Annotated in this window: 21 protein-coding genes; 13 read left to right on the forward strand and 8 right to left on the reverse strand. The window is 55.3% G+C overall.

Going from position 1 to position 17035, the window contains the following annotated elements; all coding sequences use genetic code 11:
- The first annotated feature begins 36 nt into the window (after positions 1-36).
- A complete protein-coding gene (locus TGAM_RS00080; RefSeq protein ID WP_012751176.1) occupies positions 37-1038 on the forward strand; it encodes a DUF1616 domain-containing protein in 1002 nt (333 codons plus the stop codon).
- On the opposite strand, the gene TGAM_RS00085 is transcribed toward TGAM_RS00080, so the two are convergent.
- Both TGAM_RS00085 and TGAM_RS00090 read right to left on the reverse strand, forming a co-directional pair.
- Positions 1015-2124 carry a glycosyltransferase family 4 protein gene (locus TGAM_RS00085; RefSeq protein WP_048811379.1) on the reverse strand — a complete coding sequence of 370 codons (1110 nt, stop codon included), beginning with the start codon at positions 2122-2124 and terminating at the stop codon, positions 1015-1017. The genes TGAM_RS00080 and TGAM_RS00085 overlap by 24 nt on opposite strands.
- A gap of 34 nt (positions 2125-2158) precedes the next feature.
- Positions 2159-3154: a sugar phosphate nucleotidyltransferase gene (locus TGAM_RS00090; protein ID WP_012751178.1), complete on the reverse strand. Its 996-nt coding sequence runs from the start codon at positions 3152-3154 to the stop codon at positions 2159-2161.
- A gap of 91 nt (positions 3155-3245) precedes the next feature.
- Between TGAM_RS00090 and TGAM_RS00095 the strand changes: the two genes are divergently transcribed.
- From TGAM_RS00095 to TGAM_RS00125, 7 genes are all read left to right on the forward strand, one after another.
- Positions 3246-4196, forward strand: a complete 951-nt coding sequence (locus tag TGAM_RS00095) for an NAD-dependent epimerase/dehydratase family protein (RefSeq protein ID WP_012751179.1) — start codon at positions 3246-3248, stop codon at positions 4194-4196.
- Positions 4197-4305: 109 nt separating this feature from the next.
- The gene (locus tag TGAM_RS00100) at positions 4306-5445 is read left to right on the forward strand and encodes a site-2 protease family protein (RefSeq protein WP_048810929.1); all 1140 of its coding nucleotides are present in this window, start codon (positions 4306-4308) and stop codon (positions 5443-5445) included.
- 108 nt (positions 5446-5553) lie between these two features.
- Positions 5554-6531: a TIGR00269 family protein gene (locus tag TGAM_RS00105; protein WP_012751181.1), complete on the forward strand. Its 978-nt coding sequence runs from the start codon at positions 5554-5556 to the stop codon at positions 6529-6531.
- A gap of 75 nt (positions 6532-6606) precedes the next feature.
- Complete coding sequence (locus TGAM_RS00110; RefSeq protein ID WP_048810930.1) at positions 6607-6801, forward strand: TIGR04140 family protein; 195 nt, start codon at positions 6607-6609, stop codon at positions 6799-6801.
- A gap of 62 nt (positions 6802-6863) precedes the next feature.
- Complete coding sequence (locus TGAM_RS00115) at positions 6864-7433, forward strand: hypothetical protein (protein ID WP_012751183.1); 570 nt, start codon at positions 6864-6866, stop codon at positions 7431-7433.
- A gap of 1 nt (position 7434) precedes the next feature.
- Complete coding sequence (locus tag TGAM_RS00120; RefSeq protein ID WP_012751184.1) at positions 7435-7731, forward strand: transcriptional regulator; 297 nt, start codon at positions 7435-7437, stop codon at positions 7729-7731.
- Positions 7724-8347, forward strand: coding sequence for a CPBP family intramembrane glutamic endopeptidase (locus TGAM_RS00125; protein ID WP_012751185.1), 624 nt, complete (start codon positions 7724-7726; stop codon positions 8345-8347). Before TGAM_RS00120 ends, TGAM_RS00125 begins: the two co-directional genes overlap by 8 nt.
- Here TGAM_RS00125 and TGAM_RS00130 read toward each other — a convergent pair.
- On the reverse strand, positions 8344-9105 hold the full coding sequence (locus tag TGAM_RS00130) for a hypothetical protein (RefSeq protein WP_048810931.1): 762 nt from the start codon (positions 9103-9105) through the stop codon (positions 8344-8346). The two genes, TGAM_RS00125 and TGAM_RS00130, sit on opposite strands and share 4 nt — an antisense overlap.
- 165 nt (positions 9106-9270) lie before the next feature.
- Between TGAM_RS00130 and TGAM_RS00135 the strand changes: the two genes are divergently transcribed.
- Together TGAM_RS00135 and TGAM_RS00140 are read left to right on the forward strand one after the other, a co-directional pair.
- Entirely contained in the window at positions 9271-9891 is a 621-nt protein-coding gene (locus TGAM_RS00135; protein ID WP_012751187.1) for a hypothetical protein, read from the forward strand.
- Positions 9892-9895: 4 nt separating this feature from the next.
- Positions 9896-10195 (forward strand): transcriptional regulator, encoded by a 300-nt coding sequence (locus TGAM_RS00140; protein WP_012751188.1) that lies wholly within the window; start codon positions 9896-9898, stop codon positions 10193-10195.
- A gap of 9 nt (positions 10196-10204) precedes the next feature.
- On the opposite strand, the gene TGAM_RS00145 is transcribed toward TGAM_RS00140, so the two are convergent.
- Both TGAM_RS00145 and TGAM_RS00150 read right to left on the reverse strand, forming a co-directional pair.
- A complete protein-coding gene (locus TGAM_RS00145; protein ID WP_012751189.1) occupies positions 10205-10822 on the reverse strand; it encodes a hypothetical protein in 618 nt (205 codons plus the stop codon).
- 32 nt (positions 10823-10854) lie between these two features.
- Positions 10855-12861 (reverse strand): DUF460 domain-containing protein, encoded by a 2007-nt coding sequence (locus TGAM_RS00150; RefSeq protein ID WP_012751190.1) that lies wholly within the window; start codon positions 12859-12861, stop codon positions 10855-10857.
- Positions 12862-12948: 87 nt separating this feature from the next.
- On the opposite strand from TGAM_RS00150, the gene TGAM_RS00155 reads away from it, so the two are divergent.
- Entirely contained in the window at positions 12949-13284 is a 336-nt protein-coding gene (locus TGAM_RS00155; protein ID WP_012751191.1) for a hypothetical protein, read from the forward strand.
- On the opposite strand, the gene pcp is transcribed toward TGAM_RS00155, so the two are convergent.
- Positions 13270-13869, reverse strand: a complete 600-nt coding sequence (pcp, locus tag TGAM_RS00160) for a pyroglutamyl-peptidase I (protein WP_012751192.1) — start codon at positions 13867-13869, stop codon at positions 13270-13272. The genes TGAM_RS00155 and pcp overlap by 15 nt on opposite strands.
- A gap of 60 nt (positions 13870-13929) precedes the next feature.
- Between pcp and TGAM_RS00165 the strand changes: the two genes are divergently transcribed.
- Both TGAM_RS00165 and TGAM_RS00170 read left to right on the forward strand, forming a co-directional pair.
- Positions 13930-15042, forward strand: coding sequence for a geranylgeranyl reductase family protein (locus TGAM_RS00165; protein ID WP_012751193.1), 1113 nt, complete (start codon positions 13930-13932; stop codon positions 15040-15042).
- Between the two features lie 50 nt (positions 15043-15092).
- Positions 15093-15608 (forward strand): ferritin-like domain-containing protein, encoded by a 516-nt coding sequence (locus TGAM_RS00170; RefSeq protein ID WP_048810932.1) that lies wholly within the window; start codon positions 15093-15095, stop codon positions 15606-15608.
- Here TGAM_RS00170 and TGAM_RS00175 read toward each other — a convergent pair.
- Positions 15605-16042 carry a 4Fe-4S binding protein gene (locus tag TGAM_RS00175; protein WP_012751195.1) on the reverse strand — a complete coding sequence of 146 codons (438 nt, stop codon included), beginning with the start codon at positions 16040-16042 and terminating at the stop codon, positions 15605-15607. The two genes, TGAM_RS00170 and TGAM_RS00175, sit on opposite strands and share 4 nt — an antisense overlap.
- On the reverse strand, positions 16039-17031 hold the full coding sequence (locus tag TGAM_RS00180; protein ID WP_048810933.1) for a respiratory chain complex I subunit 1 family protein: 993 nt from the start codon (positions 17029-17031) through the stop codon (positions 16039-16041). The genes TGAM_RS00175 and TGAM_RS00180 overlap by 4 nt, the downstream gene beginning before the upstream one ends.
- Positions 17032-17035: the final 4 nt, after the last annotated feature.

The raw sequence follows: 17035 nt of genomic DNA on the forward strand, positions 1-17035 counted from the left end.
TTTAACCCACCTTTTTATTCATGAGAAGGTGGTCGAATGGAAGAGCCCAAGGGCATCTGGAAGTACTGGGACCTTCTCATAATCATAGGGCTTTCACTCATCCTTGACGTCCTCATATTCTACGCCCCGAACAGTTTGGCGAGAAAGGGCCTCGGCTTGGCCTTCGTCCTCTTCTTCCCGGGCTATGTCTTCATAACCGCCCTCTTTCCCGAAAGAAAGGAGCTTGACAACCTTGAGAGATTGGCGTTAAGCTTCGGCCTGAGCATAGCGATAGTCCCTCTAATAGGCCTCGGTCTGAACTACACCCCCTGGGGCATAAGGCTCATCCCTATCCTCGTCAGCTTAACCATCTTCAACGTAGCCCTTGCGCTCATAGCAATATACCGCCGCTCAAAGGCCTTCGAGCCCTGGATCCCCTGGATAACTCTCGAAAGGATAAAGGGGGAGCTGGAATGGGAAAGCTCAAGTAGGCTCGACAAGGCCTTAACGGGGATCCTGATAATCGCGATCATAACCTCAATAGGAACCCTAACCTACGTTATAACCCACCCGAAGCCCGGAGAGGCTTTCACGGAGTTCTACATCCTCGGGCCGGGTGGGAAGGCCTCAGATTACCCCACAGAGCTCAAAGTCGGCCAGGAGGGGAAGGTTATAATAGGCATCGTCAACCACGAGGGTAGGAACGTTACCTACTACGTCCAGATATGGCTGGTCAACCTGACGTGGGAGAACCAAACGAACACAACAACGATCTACGAGATGTATCCCCTGCCGGGCTGGTTCAACGTGACCCTGCCGAACGTTCCGATCAACATAGAAGGCAACTGGACGCCCCAGTTCGAGACGAACTACACCTTCAGCATCAAGAGACCCGGTGACTGGCAAGTCTGGTTCCTCCTCTTCAAGGACAACCAACCAAAACTTCCGCCCGCACCCCCGGACGGCAACTACGCCGAAACCGAGACAAGGAACCTGATACTGAAGGCCATCAACGGGACGATACAGAGCCTGAAGCTAAACGTACACGTCAAGGAGTAGCCTTACAACGGCGTCCCAGTCGTATTCCGCCGAAATCTCGCGGCTAACCCGACCAATCAGCTTTAAAAAAGCTTTGTCAAACAGCAGAGACGCCAGAGTATCTGAGAGCTGGCTCTCATCCACGACGAAACCGTTCTTCCCATCCTCAACCAGAAACCTCGCGGCGTTCATCGGCGCGTTAAGAGTAACTACCGGCAGGCCACAGGCCATTGCCTCAAGCGCCACCATCCCAAAGCCCTCCCTCAGCGACGGAAGAACGAAGACCTTGGAAGCCTTCATCAGAGCTATAACCCTCTTGTAAGGCAGAAAACCCGTAAAGAGAACGTTTTTTTCGAGGCCCAAACCCTTTGCCATGCGTTCCAGTCTTTTTCTCTCCGGCCCGCCGCCAACTATCACGGCCCTAACGTCCGGGAGCTCCTCCTTTACCTTCACCAGCGCCTTCAGAAGAAAATCAACGCCCTTCTCCGAGATCAGCCGGCCGACGAATATGACGTCCGACTCGAGCTCATCCGGCGGAATTGCCTGTATGAACTCAACATCAACGCCATTTGGAACAACGGGCACGGGCTTCCTGAGTCCGGCCCGGAGAAGGTCGTGCTTGGTCTTCCATGAGACGGAGATATGGTGTTCTGCCGTAAAAAGAGCTCGCTCCGAGAGCCATCCTGGGAGACCTCCGGGACCAAGATACCTCCACCAGTAAGGGCCCCAGAACTCGTGCCATGTAATAACAGTGCTGGGAAGACTTTTCAGCGCTAGGGCCCCCGGATAGAAGAGGTTCTGGACGTCAACGATGTCATACCACCTAAACTCCCCGATTCTACGGCGCAGACGGGATGCAAGGCGCAGCATGGGCAGGGGGTTCCTCTTTCCGAGAAGGTAGAGCCGTTTTGGCGCGGGGGCAAGACCGTGATAGTGAATCCCATCCCGCTCTATCTCGTTCTTTCCCTCCCAGTGCTTGTAGCCATAAACGTGAACCTCATGATCCCTAGCCAGCCTCTTGGCGAGCTCGTAGATTCTCCTCTCAACGCCTCCCTTGACCCATGGGTAAACGACGTCGTAGACGAATGCTATCTTCAGCGTCTCCATTGTGAAGAGATTGAGGAGTGGGACTAAAAGCTTTTCACTCTCCCCTCTGTATCTTCGCGTGACCCCCAACGAGGCTCTTCCTGAGCTCGAGGTTCCTTATCTCACACTTCTCGTCTATGATGGAGCGCCATATCGTCGAGTTCCTGATTATCGTCTTTCTGAAGATTATCGAGTCGCTGACGTCGGAGTTCTCGATGACGCACTCCTCGCCAATGTAGGCGAACGGCCCTATAATCGAGCGTCCAAGTATCTTCGCCCCCCGCTTTATCACCACAGGAGGGATTATCTTTGAGTAGGGGCTTATCTGAATCTCCTCGATATGACTCTCCCTGAGAAGGGTTTTAAGGGCCTCGAGGTAGCTGTCCGCGCTCCCTATGTCGTACCAGTACTCGGAGAAGCGGTAGGCCTTAATCGGCTCCCCCCTTTCGAGGAGCCACTGGACAAAGTAGCCCGGTGAATCCCTGTTCCCGTTGCTCAAGTAGTCATCTAGGAGCCCCATAACCCTCTCTGGGAAGACGTAAACACCCGTACTTATCAGCGTCGAGCGGGGCTGGGCCGGCTTCTCCTCAAAAGCCACCACCCTGTCCCCCTCAAGGACAACGACGCCGTAGCGCTTCGCGAGCTCGAGGTCGCCAACATCGTAGACGGCTATGAGAGTTTCACCCGAATAGCGCGCGAGAAAGTCCTGGAGCGAGAACGAGAAGAGGTTGTCGCCAGCTATGACGAGGTAATCATCCAAACCGAGCTCCTCAACGGCCTTCTTCATAGCACCTATGGTTCCGAGCTTCTCCTCCTCGTGGAGGGTGTCCTCAACGATTAGCTCGACGCCGTATTTCTCTGCAACCGGTCTGAAGTGGGACTCGAAGAAGCGGTTCGTGGAGATGTAAACCGGCAGCTCGAGCTTTAGGGCCTTTTCAAGGATGTAATCTATTATCCTCCTTTCTCCAACGGGGAGCAGGGCCTTTGGGTTGTCCTTTGTAATGGGCCATAATCGAGTTGCGTAACCGCCAGCCATGATTAAGACCTTCATCGTCCGTATCACCCCAACCACTTCAGGCATCTCAACACAAAAACTTTCCCAAAGCTTAATAACTGTTCCTTGAACTCCCAATGGTGGTACCATGAAGGTTCTAGTCACGGGCGGAGCTGGGTTCATAGGTTCGCACCTCGTGGACAGGCTCATGGAGCTCGGACATGAGGTGAGGGTTCTCGACGACCTCAGCGCTGGAACCTTGGACAACCTAAGGCGGTGGGTCGATCACGAGCGCTTCGAGTTCATAAAGGGCGACATGAGGGATCCCAAAATCGTTGAAGAAGCCGTTAAAGACGTTGAAGTAGTCTTCCATCTCGCCGCCAACCCGGAGGTAAGAATAGGCTCCCAGAGTCCCGAACTGCTCTACGAGACCAACGTTCTCATAACCTACAACCTCCTCAACGCGATGAGAGGCTCAAACGTAGAATACCTCGTCTTCACGAGCTCATCAACGGTTTACGGTGATGCAGATGTCATACCAACCCCAGAGGACTACGGCCCGCTCGAACCGATAAGCGTCTACGGAGGGGCGAAGCTCGCGGCCGAGGCCCTGATAAGCGGCTACGCCCACACCTTTGAATTCAGGGCTTTAATCTTCCGCCTGGCGAACATAATAGGCGAGCGCTCGAACCACGGCGTCATCTACGACTTCATCAACAAACTGAGGAAGAATCCAGAGGAGCTAGAGATACTCGGTGATGGGACTCAGAGGAAGAGCTACCTCCACGTGAGCGACACCGTTGAGGGAATGCTCCACATCTTCGAGCACTTCAAGAGGTCCGAAAAGACCGTCGATTTTTACAACCTCGGCAACGATGACTGGATAACCGTGAAGGAGATAGCGGAGATAGTGAGCGAGGAGATGAGCCTTAGGCCAAGGTTCGTCTTCACCGGTGGCGTCGACGGTGGCAGGGGCTGGAAGGGGGACGTCAAGTTCATGCGCCTGAGCATAGAGAAGGCGAAGGCCACCGGCTGGAGGCCAAGGCTCAACAGCTACGATGCCGTGAGGAGAACCGTGAGGGAACTGCTGAAGAGCTGACGGACTTTAGAATTTTTGCCATTTTTGCCGAGTTCTTCTCATTCCTACGGGTTCAGGATTAACGTTTATAAAGCGGGGCCGGTATTTAGGTTAGCGGAAGGTGTGGACTATGGTCAGCACGCTCATCATCGTCATAGCCGGCATAATGGCCTTCTGGGTGCTCGTCTATGCGGCCTTTGGTAGGAGAGAGGAAGAGAACGAGGAAGAGGGAATAGCCGTTGATCTGTTCGTGATAATGTGGAGAACGAAGAGGGTCTTAGGCTTCATAGACAGGCTCGCCTCGCGGGGGAGAAAGTTCTGGAAGGTTTACGGCGACGTTGGGATAGCCCTTGGGTTCCTGGGCATGGCCTTCGTTTTCTACGCCCTGCTTAAAACAGCCATCGCCACGATCCAGACCCACGGGAAGCAGGCTGGGGTTCAGCTCGTCATTCCTGGACTGACTATCCCCCTCTGGTACGGCCTTGTAGGACTTGCCGTTGTCATGGTCGTCCACGAGCTCAGTCACGGCGTCGTTGCTAGGGCCGATAAGCTGCCCCTGAAGTCAGTTGGTCTCGTGCTCTTCTTCGTGATCCCCGGCGCCTTCGTGGAGCCAGATGAGGAGGAACTCAAGAGGGCCCCGCTCAGGACGAGGCTAAGGGTCTACGGGGCCGGCTCGCTCGCCAACCTCCTCGTGGCTTTACTCGCGCTTCTCATCATGAACTTGGCACTGACACCCCTTCTCCAGCCCGCCGGAATAGAAGTGGCGGGCGTTATAAGCGACTCCCCCGCCTCTGGAGTTCTTGAGAGGGGAGACGTTATAGTGGCCATAAACGGCACCGCGATAAAAACGCTCGAAGATTTTGAGAATTTCATAAACACCACAAGACCCAACCAGACCATCGCGATAACCGTCCTGAGAAACGGAGAAGAAAAAACCGTGAAGCTGAAGCTCGGCGCAAGGGAGGACAACCCAGAGAGGCCGTTCATAGGTATCTACCTCGGCCAGCACTACAGATCTAGGATAGGGCACGAGAACATAGTGTTTCCGCTGTTCTTCTCGTTCTACTGGATATACTTCCTCAACTTTGGAATAGGCCTGATGAACTTATTCCCGCTGGTTCCGCTGGACGGAGGAAGAATGCTCGACGACCTGCTGAAGGAGTACATTCCCGAGGGCCTTGCAAAGCCGCTCAGGTACGCGGTCATCGCGATTGGTCTAACGTTGCTCGGCCTCAATCTCTGGCCGGCTCTCCTCCACCTTGCCCGCTAGCATTCATCTTTCCTTTTTCTGAAGCGGAACACCCCATTCCAAGCGCCCATAATAGGAGCCGGCGTCAAGGGACCCAACCTTTTTAAAAGCCTTTTCTTAGGGCAACCCATGCCAGCCAAATGCTCCAAGTGCGGTCGTCCAGCGGTCTACCACGCGCGCTACACGGGAAGATACTACTGCCACAAGCACTTCAACGAGATGGTTGAGAAGAAGTTCAAGGAAACGGTCAAGAAGTACCGCCTCATAGAGAAGGGCGAGCGAATAGCAGTTGGGGTTTCCGGAGGAAAGGACAGCGTTGTTCTAATGCATCTCCTGGCCAAGCTCCGGGAGAAGTTTCCGTTTGAACTCGTCGCGATAACGATAGACGAGGGCATAGCCGGCTACAGACCAAAGAGCGTTGAGATAGCCAAGAGGAACGCGAGGAAGCTCGGTATAGAGCACCGCATCTATTCCTTCAAGGAGTACATCGGCTTCACCCTCGACGAGACCGTTGGGATAATGGGGAGCTTTGAGAGGGGCGAGCGCGTTGGAGCGTGCTCCTACTGCGGTGTCTGGAGGCGCTGGCTCCTCAACTACGCGGCCAAGGACGTCGGCGCCGACAAGCTGGCCGTCGGCCACAACCTCGACGACGAGGTTCAGATGTTCATAATGAACATTCTTCGTGGAGACATAGCGAGACTGGGAAGAACGGGCCCCTATTACGAGGAAATCCACCCGGAGCTCGTCCCGAGGATAAAGCCCCTCCGCGAGATTCCGGAGAAGGAGATAGTGCTATACGCGGTCCTGAACAACATTGAGGTTGACCTGAGCGAGTGCCCCTACGCGGTCGAGGCCTTCCGAGCCGAAATCCGCGACTGGCTCAACGAGATGGAGGAGAGACACCCGGGAACGAAGTACCAGATACTCAGGAGCTACGACAAGCTCTTCCCGCTAATAGCGAAGACCTACACGAAGAAAACCAGCGAGCTGAACCGCTGTAAGATATGTGGCCAGCCGACGACGGGGGAGATATGCAAGGCCTGCCAGTTCCGCCTTCAGGTCGAGAGGAAGGCGAGGGAAAAGGGCCTGACGTTCAGGGTTGAGTAAACTGAACAGCTATTTATAAAGACCTGTTTAGTATACTGAACAACTTGTCTTGTTAAACTTCACCAGGTGTTCCCCTTGATTATCGAGACGGCCATTCCCTTTGAGGAGCTTGAGGAGATAAGGCGAAAGAGCGGGGCAGAGGTCAAGCTGACTCTTCTCGGAACCATCGAGAGGAACGGGATAGTCCTCAATCGGGTTCTCGTGGAAGGCCATCCAGAGGAAATCGAGCGCTTCATGGGGAAGCTTAAGCTCGCGAGAGCCGGCGGTTAGTTTGCGCCCCAAACTTCCGGGCGGGTATTTAAAGGCTCACTCAAACTTTTCCCGGTGGGAGCATGGAGGAACTTAGTGAAGCTCTAAAGGCCATCGAGAGGGAGCTCAACTTCGCGAAGAAGGCGTATAGAGCGAGCGTTTTCCTCTACTGGGCGTGGGCGATGCCCGGGGTTTACCTCCTCGCACAAATCCTGTTAAAGTACGCCGGGATTGGTGAAGGAAGCGCCATCCAGTGGCTTTCGCTGGCAGCAGTCGTGGGCTTCATCGTCGAAGAGAGAAAGACCTTCAGAAGGGTTATTCAGCTGGAAGAGGCCCTGGAGCACATTGAGGAAACGCCCAGGGGTTACGTTCTTGCCCAGGTTATCGTGTGGCCTCTCTCGGCCCTGATTGCCAGCATGTACACCGAGAATGATGGCCTGTGGATGCTGGTCTTCATCGGGCTCGGCCTGCTCCTCCTGACGGGCGTTGAGTTCATCTTCACTGGAAAAAGGGACTGGAAGACAGCGCTGGCAGGGGTGATACTGCTCTCCTCGACGGCTCTCTGCACGGGCTTTGGCTACGCCGTGATGGCCGTTGCATTCGCATTCTCGCTCACGGCTTACCTTCACCTGAAGGGGGCAATGAGGGAGTAACATGCTCGAAGAACTGGCGAGGCTCTCAAGGTCTCCGCTCGGCAATCCGACGAGGTTAGCCATAGCGCTCTACCTGCTGTCGAGGGAAAGGGCGACCTTCGTGAGCCTGAGAAAAGCCTTGAAGCTCACCGCCGGAAACCTTGAATTTCACCTGAAGACGCTTGAGGAGGCCGGAATCGTTAGGACGTACTACGGCTTCGGGAGGAGGCCGAGGAAGTTCGTCGAAATAACCGAAGAGGGAATTGAAGAGCTCAGGGAAGTCCTCAAAATCCTGCGGGAGGTGACCGGGGATGATTGAGTTCGCGGTTGCCCTTACCCTGTGGCTGTTGATTTTATCCGCTTCAGGGACCGTTGCCACCCTGGTCGCCGGGAGATGGGCGAAAAAGGCCGGCTTCGCGATGCAACTGACGATGTTTTTCCTCTCGCTTGCGGTGATCGAGCTCATGGGCGGGCCCCAGAGGTTTGGACTCGTTCCCGATTTCAGATACGTTCCCCAGGCAGTTGTTCTCGGCTTTGGTGCCTCGCTTATAATCAACCTGCTCGAAGGTAATCCCTCAGTTCCGATGGAGGAGTTCATGCCCGAGGGCGTTGAAAGGCTCGTTCTTCTCCTCATTCTAGCTCCGCTGGGAGAAGAAGTCTTCACGAGGGGGCTCATCGAGGGTTATATTTTGGGCTACGGCCATTTTTGGAGCGCAATACTCTTTTCGGCTCTGCTCTTCGCCCTTCCCCACTGGATGGCCTACGAAGGGAGCAAAAAACGGAAGATTGTTGCTGTCGGGGGAGCCTTCGTTCTCGGCTCGCTGGCCGGCTACCTCTTCGCGCTTGGAGGCATAATCCCGGCAATCGTGCTTCACTCCTCGGCGAATTTGGCGGGACTGATTGTCTTAAGGTTTAAAGAAAAAAACGGAAACTAACCGGACTTTTCTGGCTTCTCTATCTCAACCCTTCCCCTTATCAGCCTGAAAGTATAACCCTCAACACTCGGCTCAAAATCGGGGAGCGGTGAGCTCCTGACAAAGAACTTCTCGACGCCAAAGTTCTCGGTGGGCTGGAACTCTATGACGTACTGGCTGTACAGGGACATCCAGGAAACGAGCTCATCGGAAGCGCGGCTCCGGTTGAGGAGGAATATGTTGAGGGGCCTCTTCCTCTTTTCCGAAATTCTGGCGCGCTCCTTGAGGGCCATGAGCCTCTGAAAGACGCGGATGAAGTTCTTCTCACCGAGGAGGAAGGCCATTCCATCAACTGTAACGTCTATTCCTACCGGCCTTCTGTCGCCGATCCGCTCCGTGAGTACGCGCCGGTAGAGCCTGTTGTACTTGGGGAGGAACGTGCTCTCATCTATGGTCGGGTCAGTGTAAACGTAATCCTCCGAGTACTTGAGGCCGTAGAAGGAGGAGAATATGTCCACGACCGCGAGGTCTCCCCTTCTTCCGAGCTCGTCGATATCGAAGTTTACAGCCCTGAGCTCCATACGGAGGGGTGTAATCGGAAGAACTGAATCGAGGATGACGCCAAAGTCACCCATACCTATCCTGCGCCGCACTATCTCAAAACCGAGCGCCCACCCCCGCGAGTACGTCGTGTAAATTATCAGGAGATTGCTGTCCTCGAGGAGACCCCCTCCAAGGGCCTCGTCGAGCAGAGGAATACCTGTGCTCAGCAATTCCACACCCAATCACCAATTTGATGATCATGCATTAAAGTATTTAACACTAACTCCCCAAAGTGTTCAAAGAAAGGCCTCTCTGATAGTACTCGTAAACCATTGTGCTCTGAGATTCAGAGAAACAATCGGCTAAATAAGCGGTCAGCGTAACATCCAATGGTGAGGAAAATGGAGGAGGTTAGCGAACTGAAGAGTGTCCTTGAGCGTGTGGAGGGCAGGCTGATAGCCGCTGGAAAGATGTACGGGGCGATGAACTTCGCGGTGTGGCTGGCCATAATGCTCCTGTACTACGTCATGCTGGGCATCTTTGATATTTCCTGGCAGTTCAATCTAATCTACTGGCCGCTGGGCTTTGCCGTTGCAATGGTCTTCACGGGGAGAATCTGGAAGAGACTTAAAAGGCTCGGAAGGGTTACAGGAAGGGAGATCGAGAGCTCTCCCCTCGCGGGGATCCTCATAGGACTCTCCTGGGCAACCGGCATCGTACTCGGCTGGGTCATCGTTCCAGACCTGAACCCCGGCATCACGGAGGAGGCCAGCCTCGCAACCGGCTTCCTTACCTTCATAGCCTTTTCAGTCTTCGCAATGTGGCTCGTTATGGCGGGCTTTAGCCCCAAAAACGGCGAGCGCGAGATAATCCCCGCGTTCCTGATCCCGGCACTCGGGATACTACGTTCCACCGGCATGGCAGAGGGAGCTATAGCCTGGGCCGGCTTCGTCGTCGGACTGGGGTTTTCGCTCACCGTGCTCTGGTACCTCTATTCAGCATTCAAAGCAATCGAGCGGTGATAGGATGGAATCGCTCAGGGAGCTCACGAGAAACCACTTCCTCGGGAACCCGATAAGGTTAGGGATCATGCTCTACCTCCTGCCAAGGGGAAAAGTTCTCTTCAAGGAACTCCTCGGAGTTCTTGAGGTAACCCCCGGAAACCTCGACTCCCATCTAAGAACCCTCGAAAAAGCGGGCTACGTAAAGCTTTACAAGGTCTTCGCCGACAGGCCGAGAACGGCGGTAAGGATAACGGAGAAGGGGGCGGAAGAGACGGCGAGGTACCTGAGGGCCCTCAAAAGCGTGCTTGAGGGGATGGGATGATCACATCGCTTAATCGCTCAAGGAGAACGGATAATCCCTCCTCCCGACCATCCAGAGCCCGAAGAGCGCCCCGAGGGTGTCCATGAGCAGGTCTCGCAACTTGTTAGCGGTGCTCTCCGCTATGAAACCAATCCAGCTCTCACTCAGCTTTTCCGCAATCTCCCAGCCGAGCGATAACCCGTAAAAGACCACGAAGGAATATGCAACTATTTGCCCCCTCGTGAGGTTAATCCCAAGAGACCTCAAGCCCGAGAGAATTTCGGCAGTAATAAGCCACACCGTAAGTCCCCCGAGAAAGTGGCTTATCATATCCGCGTTCCTCCAGTCCCTGTGGAAAAGGTCGTAGCCCGTGAACGGGACGTTTACGAGCGAAACGTGAACCGCTATGAATATGGAAAGAACTGCCATAGTCTTTTCATCGTAAACTGGAGCCAAAAATGGCCTGAGCTTCTCGGGAGGGTTCGGAAGCCTTCTCGGAAGGACTAAGGGAACCGAGAGACCAGCCATTGCCAGCAAGGTTCGGTAAATGTGGTCGCTCCTCCCGTTAAGCAAAGCCGTCAAAAGGCCCAGGAAGACCAGAAAGAGTGAGGACAGCATAACAATTCGTTCCAGCTTGATTTCCGTCACCGGAATATGTAGGGCGCTGGGGCTTAAAGCCCTTACCTTTTCCTCTTCTCCGCTTCAAGCTCTTCCTCGGCCTTTCTCCTGAGCTCCCTGATGCGCTCAATCCTGTACTCCTCCACAAGCCTGAGGAACTTCTCCGCCTCCCTCTCCTCGTCCTCCTTCTTCCAGCGCTCTAACAACTCCTCGATGGCCCTCTCCAGCGTCTCCCGCTCGACGACCGCGAACTCGTCAACCCTTTTGACGTCGAGCTCTTCGCTCGTGAAGAAGGGCAGATGAGCCTCGCGGAGAACTTCTCTGACGGGCCCCGGGAGGGGCTTCTCGGTTATCAAGGCTTTAATTCCCTTCTCGACGAGCTCTTCCGCTATCGCTTTTCCAGCTCCTGCGGGATTCACCACGAAGAGGACGTCGCCCCTCCTCAATCCGACCTCGCGCTCTATCCTCTCGAGCTCGCGCCAGCTGAGGACTCTAAGAACTTTCAGCGGAACCGCGCTACCGCGGATTTCAACCACGTTCATCCTCTTGACCTTGACCAAATCCCTGCTCAGCCTCTCGATGACCGCTTTAGCTTCCCTCAGCTGTGTTTCGAGGAGTTCTATGCGCTTCACCTTCGCCTCAAGCTCCCTCTCGCGGAGGACCTTTCTCCTGACCTCCTCGTCGTAGTCCGCTATTCTGCGCTCAAGCCTCTCGATTGTTCTCCTCTGCTCACGGATTATTCCCCTGAGCTCCTCGTTCTCCCTCTCAAGAAACGCTATCCTCTCCTCAAGCTCGCGGATTTTCCTCACGTAGGGCCTGACGTCAACGCTCTCTCCGCTCTCAGGCTCTTCCTCCTCCCTCGGCCTCTCGCGCCTCGCAACTTTTTGCATCGCCTCGCCGAGGTTGTAGCCCTGGATTACAAGGGCTTTCACCTCGTCGGCCCTCTTGCTCAATCCCGCCTCGCGGAGCTTCGCCTCGACGTGCTCAAGCTTGGGCTTTAAGCGGAGATAGGCCTTGTAGGCGGCCGCCAAGGCGTCGCGCTGGTGGTCGTCCTCGACCTTGATGCCAAGGCTTCTCAACAGCTCGTTCTTCTCCTCGACCCTTAAGCTCTCCCTCGGGACGAAGAGATTAGCTTTAAAGGAGCGGGCTATCTTCTCGACAAAACCCGGGGCCGGGGAAACATCGGTGGCAACTATAACCGGGTGCCCGATCTCGCTTATGAACCTGAAGACCTCGCCGACCGGCATGTTCCTCTCGCTGTGGAGTGCCAGCACGTTGCCGTTGAGGTCTATTACCGCTATTCCAACCGTTATGCCCGGGTCTATGCCAACGATGACGCTCCGCCTTTCCCTCACGGCCTCCTCGCCCTTAAGTGGGGCGAAGCCAAGCTCGGCCCTCTCGACGGGGTAAATCCTGACCTCGACGTCGCCGCCTCGCATAGGCCTCACGATTCCAGCGAGCTCTTCCCTGCTCGCGTAGATTCTGAACTCGCCTCTGGCTAAGCCGTAGTCCTTCTCCTCGGTCTCGAGGTCGAAGGGAACCCCAGCCTTCCTCAGCCTGTCCTCGATTTCCCTAACCTTGTCGCGGACGAGGTTGTGAACGCGCTTTCTATACCTGTCCTGGCTCCATCCACCCTTGCCGTGACTCCTTCCCCTGGTTACCTTGACTATGACCTCGTCCTCGAAGGCCAAGACCTCGTAGCCGACTCCCTTACTCGCGAGAAGTGCCGAGAGCTTCGCCTCCTCATAGGGGTCGAACCTGTCGGTCGTCCTTATCCCGTGCTCCCTCGCGAGGCTCTGGAGTGAGCGCTGCTCGCCGGGCCTCCCCGTTACCTGGACGAGCTTCGTGCCAGGAGGAAGTGCCCGGAGGAACTTCCTCAGGTCGTCGCCGAGCTCGGTGACGCTGTCAATCGCCACGATATCCGGCCTCTTTGCTCTGATAAAGCGGATTAAGCGATAGAGTGTGAACTCGCCCTTTCGTTCAAGCCTCCCGTTGTACCAGCTCACGAGCGCGAAGCGCTTTGGGTTCTCACCGACGACGTCGATGCCAATGATAAGAATGAGCACCACCTCTTAATACCGGGTACGGAGGAGCCTTTAAAAAGTTGCCACCAAAACGGTTATCTAATCCAACGCCAAAAGTACGTAGGTGGTAACATGAAGATGAGGGTGGTGTTTGACAAGGAGTACGACGTTCTCACCGGAGTATACCGGGTCAGGGTGAGGGAGCTGGAGTTCGATGAGGAACTCGAAAAGGTCCTAAGTGGCATAGACCCCTCAATAAAACTCGGAGAGGAGGAGATAAAGCTCTCCGAACTGAGGGACAAAGTCTTTGAGCTCAGGAGCAGGGAAGAAGCGGAGAAAATAATGAGCGAGATACGGGGAGCCTTGATAGAGACCCTAAGCTCACTCATAGCGCGCTTCAAGGAGGCCCAGAGCTTCAACGGCTCCGTCGTCTACGAGATCGATTTCAACGAGCTATTCAAGGAGTGACTCCAGCGCTTTCCTTATCGCCTCGTTTATCGTTTCCTGAGCCATAGACGGTCTCGGCTTCTCAAGGGCCTGGGCGTGGCTGAAAGGCACGTGGATGAAGCCTGCTTTCGTTTCCATTCCAGAGACGGCTATAGTGTGCAAAGCTGTGAACATCGCGGTGTTGCAGACGTAAGTTCCGACAGTGTTGGAAACGCCAGCCGGGATTCTGGCCTTCCTCAGGGCCTTCACAACGTCTTTTATTGGTATTGTGGCGAAGTAAGCATCTGGAGCGCCCTCGAATACCGGCTCGTCCTCCGGCTTAAAGCCGTCGTTGTCCGGCATCGTTGAGTCCATGACGTTTATCGCAACCCTCTCGACGGTCACGTTCGGCCTTCCACCGGCCTGGCCGGTCAGGAGGACGATATCGGGCTTTTCCCTGGCGATTAGCCTCGGCAGAATCTCTCTAACCCTCTTGAACGAAACCGGTAGCCGAACCTTCAGGAGCGTTGCTCCGTTGAGCTCGTCGGGGAGGGCTTTAACGGCCTCCCATGAGGGGTTTATCTCCTCACCGCCGAAGGGCTCGAAGCCGGTGACCAGAACCTTCATGGAACCACCCGAAAGGGTAGGTTTTTAGGGTTTAAAAGCTACTCCAGGCGAGGGGTGAGGATGAGGTACGACGTCCTAATCATCGGAGGTGGACCCGTTGGAAACTACCTGGCAAAACTCCTCGCCGGAAAGCTCGATGTGGCAGTCGTTGAGAAAAAGCGATCGTTCGGCGGAAAGGCCTGCACCGGCATAATTGGAAGGGAAAGCTTCGAGAGGCTTGGGTTTCCAGAGGAAGCTGTTCTAAATTCCCTCAGGGGTGCCGTCTTCCGCTCAAGGATACAGAGTTTTGAGATAGCGAGGAAATCGGCCCAGGCATACATCGTGGACAGAAAAACCCTGGAGAGAAAGCTCGCTGAAGAGGCCGTGAAGAGGGGAGCGGATTACTTCATTGGAACTACGTTCACGGGCTTCCGCGGAGGAAGGGCAAGGCTCCAGCACCTGAAGGAAACCTTCGAGGTATCTGCCGACTTTTACGTCGGGGCGGACGGTATTGCCAGCACCGTCGCGAGGGAGATTGGGGCCAAGAGTAACGCGGAGTTCCTCAAGGGATTTGAGGTGGAGGTGGTGGGGGAATTCAGGAGGGACTTCGTGGAGGTCTGGGTAAACAAGGACCTCAACGCAGAGTTCTTCTGCTGGGTCGCACCCCTGAGCGATGAGGTGGCGAGGGTTGGAACGCTGGGGAGCCTTGAGGCCCTGAACAGGTTTCTCAGGGCAAGGGGACTGAGGCCGACTTCAATCCTCGAGTTCAAGGCGGGAACTGTCGGGCTTGGATGGAGAGGTCCATGGGCCAAGGACAACGTCGCGCTCGTCGGCGATGCCGCGCTCCAGATCAAGCCGACAACTGCAGGGGGAATAGTCTTCGGCGCAATCTGCGCCCACCATCTGGCGAGGGCCATACTCTCAGGAGACCTCTCAACGTACGAAGCCTCGTGTTCGCAGATAAAGAGACAGATCTCCTTCGGGCTGAAGGTGAGGAAGGTCTTCAAGGGTCTGAGCCAGGAGGGCATTGAGAGGCTCTTTGAGGTCTTCTCAAGCGAGGAGGCCAGAAAGGTTATAGAGGAGCAGGCCGACTTCGATGACCATCTGAGAACGTTCAAGGCCATTGCAAAACGGCCCCGGCTTCTCGCGAGCCTGCTCCGGATCAGCCCCTCACTTATAAGGGCACTTATATAACGCCGGAAGTTTTATCGGGATGTGGGAACTAAGAGAACAGGGTGGTTGATATGGGTGTTGAAGTCCTCGAAAGGATCAGAAACCTCAACGAGCGTGAGCTTTTGAGCTACTGGATCAGGGGCGAATACGAGGAGGCTGAAACATACTGGAAGCTTGCCGAAAGGGCGAAGGAGCTCGGCCTTCCTGCGGAGGTCTACGAAACTTTTAAACAGCTTGGCGACGAGTCCAAAGAGCACGGGGACGAGCTCTACCAGATTTACCGGCGCGAGTACGGGGAGGAGCTTGTTGAGGTCAACGTTCCCAACGTTGAAGCCCTCAACGTCCTCGGTAAGTTCTGGAAGGTCGAGGACCTCGGCGACGTCCTGAGGATAGCCCTCGAAAGCGAAAAGCTGGCCGAGACGATTTACAGAAAGCTGGCCGGGGAATGCAGGGATGAGAAGCTCAGGTCAATCTACCTCCGCCTGGCCGACATCGAGCGGGGCCACTACGAGAGGCTTAAAGCCCTCGCAAACAAAATGGGTGTCGAGCTTGACGTGGAAAAGGAGTGTGAAAAGGAAAGTAGCTAGGCTTTCTTTTCGGCTTTTTTCTCACCTTTGGCCTTTTCCTTAGCCTTCTTCTGCTCCTCAAGCTTCTTCTTGATCTCCTCGACCTTCTCCGACTTGAGGGGGATGAACCTCTCGTCGTGGTTGTCGTAGCTCGCCAGCAGGAAGTCCCTGCTCAGCTTTAAGGCTCCAGTCGGGCAGACGTCAACGCACTGTCCGCAGTAGATACAGCGGGCCGTCCAGAGGGCGACCTTCCTTATCTCAGGGAGACAGACGAAGACTCCAGCAGGGCAGACGTTGTAGCACATCCTGCAGCCGACGCATTTGTCGACGTCGTACGTTATCATTCCCCTGAAGTCCTCCGGAACTGGCACTGGCTCCGTCTTCGGAAAGAGATTGGTCGCCGGCTTTTTGGTTAAGTTCTTGAGCACTGTTGGGACGAGTATCGGCGCCTTCACATTATCACCTCCATCGCTATGAGGAGCGAGCCCACGAGCGAGGCTAAGAAGACGTTCTTCCACAGGAAGTCAACGGCCTGGGTTACCTTCAGCCTTCCTGTCACGGCCCTGAAGACGCTTCCGACGATGAAGAGCAGGATGAAGACCTTGAGCGTGTGGAAGAGCAGGTTGACGATATCTGCTGAGAGGCCAGCGAGGTTGAAGTAGTCGGCTATCCCCCAGGGGAAGAATATAGCCACGACGAGGGAAGCCGCTATAAAGGTCTTGAGGGCCTTCGTCAGCTTGAGCAGTGCCAGATACCTCCCGCTGTACTCGACGAGCAGACCCTCAGCTATCTCCTCCTCCGCATCCGGTATGTTGAAGAACCCGACCTCCATCTCGCTCGCCAGCCACACGGAGAAGACGTAGAGGAGTATTACCGCCCCAACGAAGCTCATTGGAGTTCCTATCTCCCAGATGTTGTGCTGGTAGAAGACCCCCATGCTGAAGGGCTTGTCAACGCCCAGCTTTCCGAGGCGCCACATTATTGCAAAGATAGCAAGCATCATGGCAGGTTCCCTTGACACCAGTATGGCCGCTTCCCTCGCCGCTCCGATTTTCGCGTAGGGGTTGCCCGAGCTTATCGCTCCCACCACCTTGAAGAAGCATATCAGCGTGAGAAGGTATATGAAAACGATGACGTCGCCCTTGCTGGCCAAAATCGGGGTGAAGCCCATCGGCGTGTAAGCCAGGAGCGCTATCGCCGTTGCCAGGGCAAGAACTGGAGCCGCCCTGAACATGTAGTTGGCTGTTTTGGGCACTATGGTTTCCTTGCTCGCTAGCTTGAGGAAGTCGTAGAAGGGCTGAACGATTGGCGGTCCGACGCGCCTCTGCATCCTTGCCACTAACTTCCTGTCTATTCCCTCCCAGAGGAGCGAGGCGAGCGAAACGAAGCCGTAGAGCCCGAGCAGGCCCGCAATCGGGTAAACTATGCTCCCCATCACGTCCATGAGC

The organism is Thermococcus gammatolerans EJ3 (genome assembly GCF_000022365.1).
GTDB lineage: Archaea > Methanobacteriota_B > Thermococci > Thermococcales > Thermococcaceae > Thermococcus > Thermococcus gammatolerans.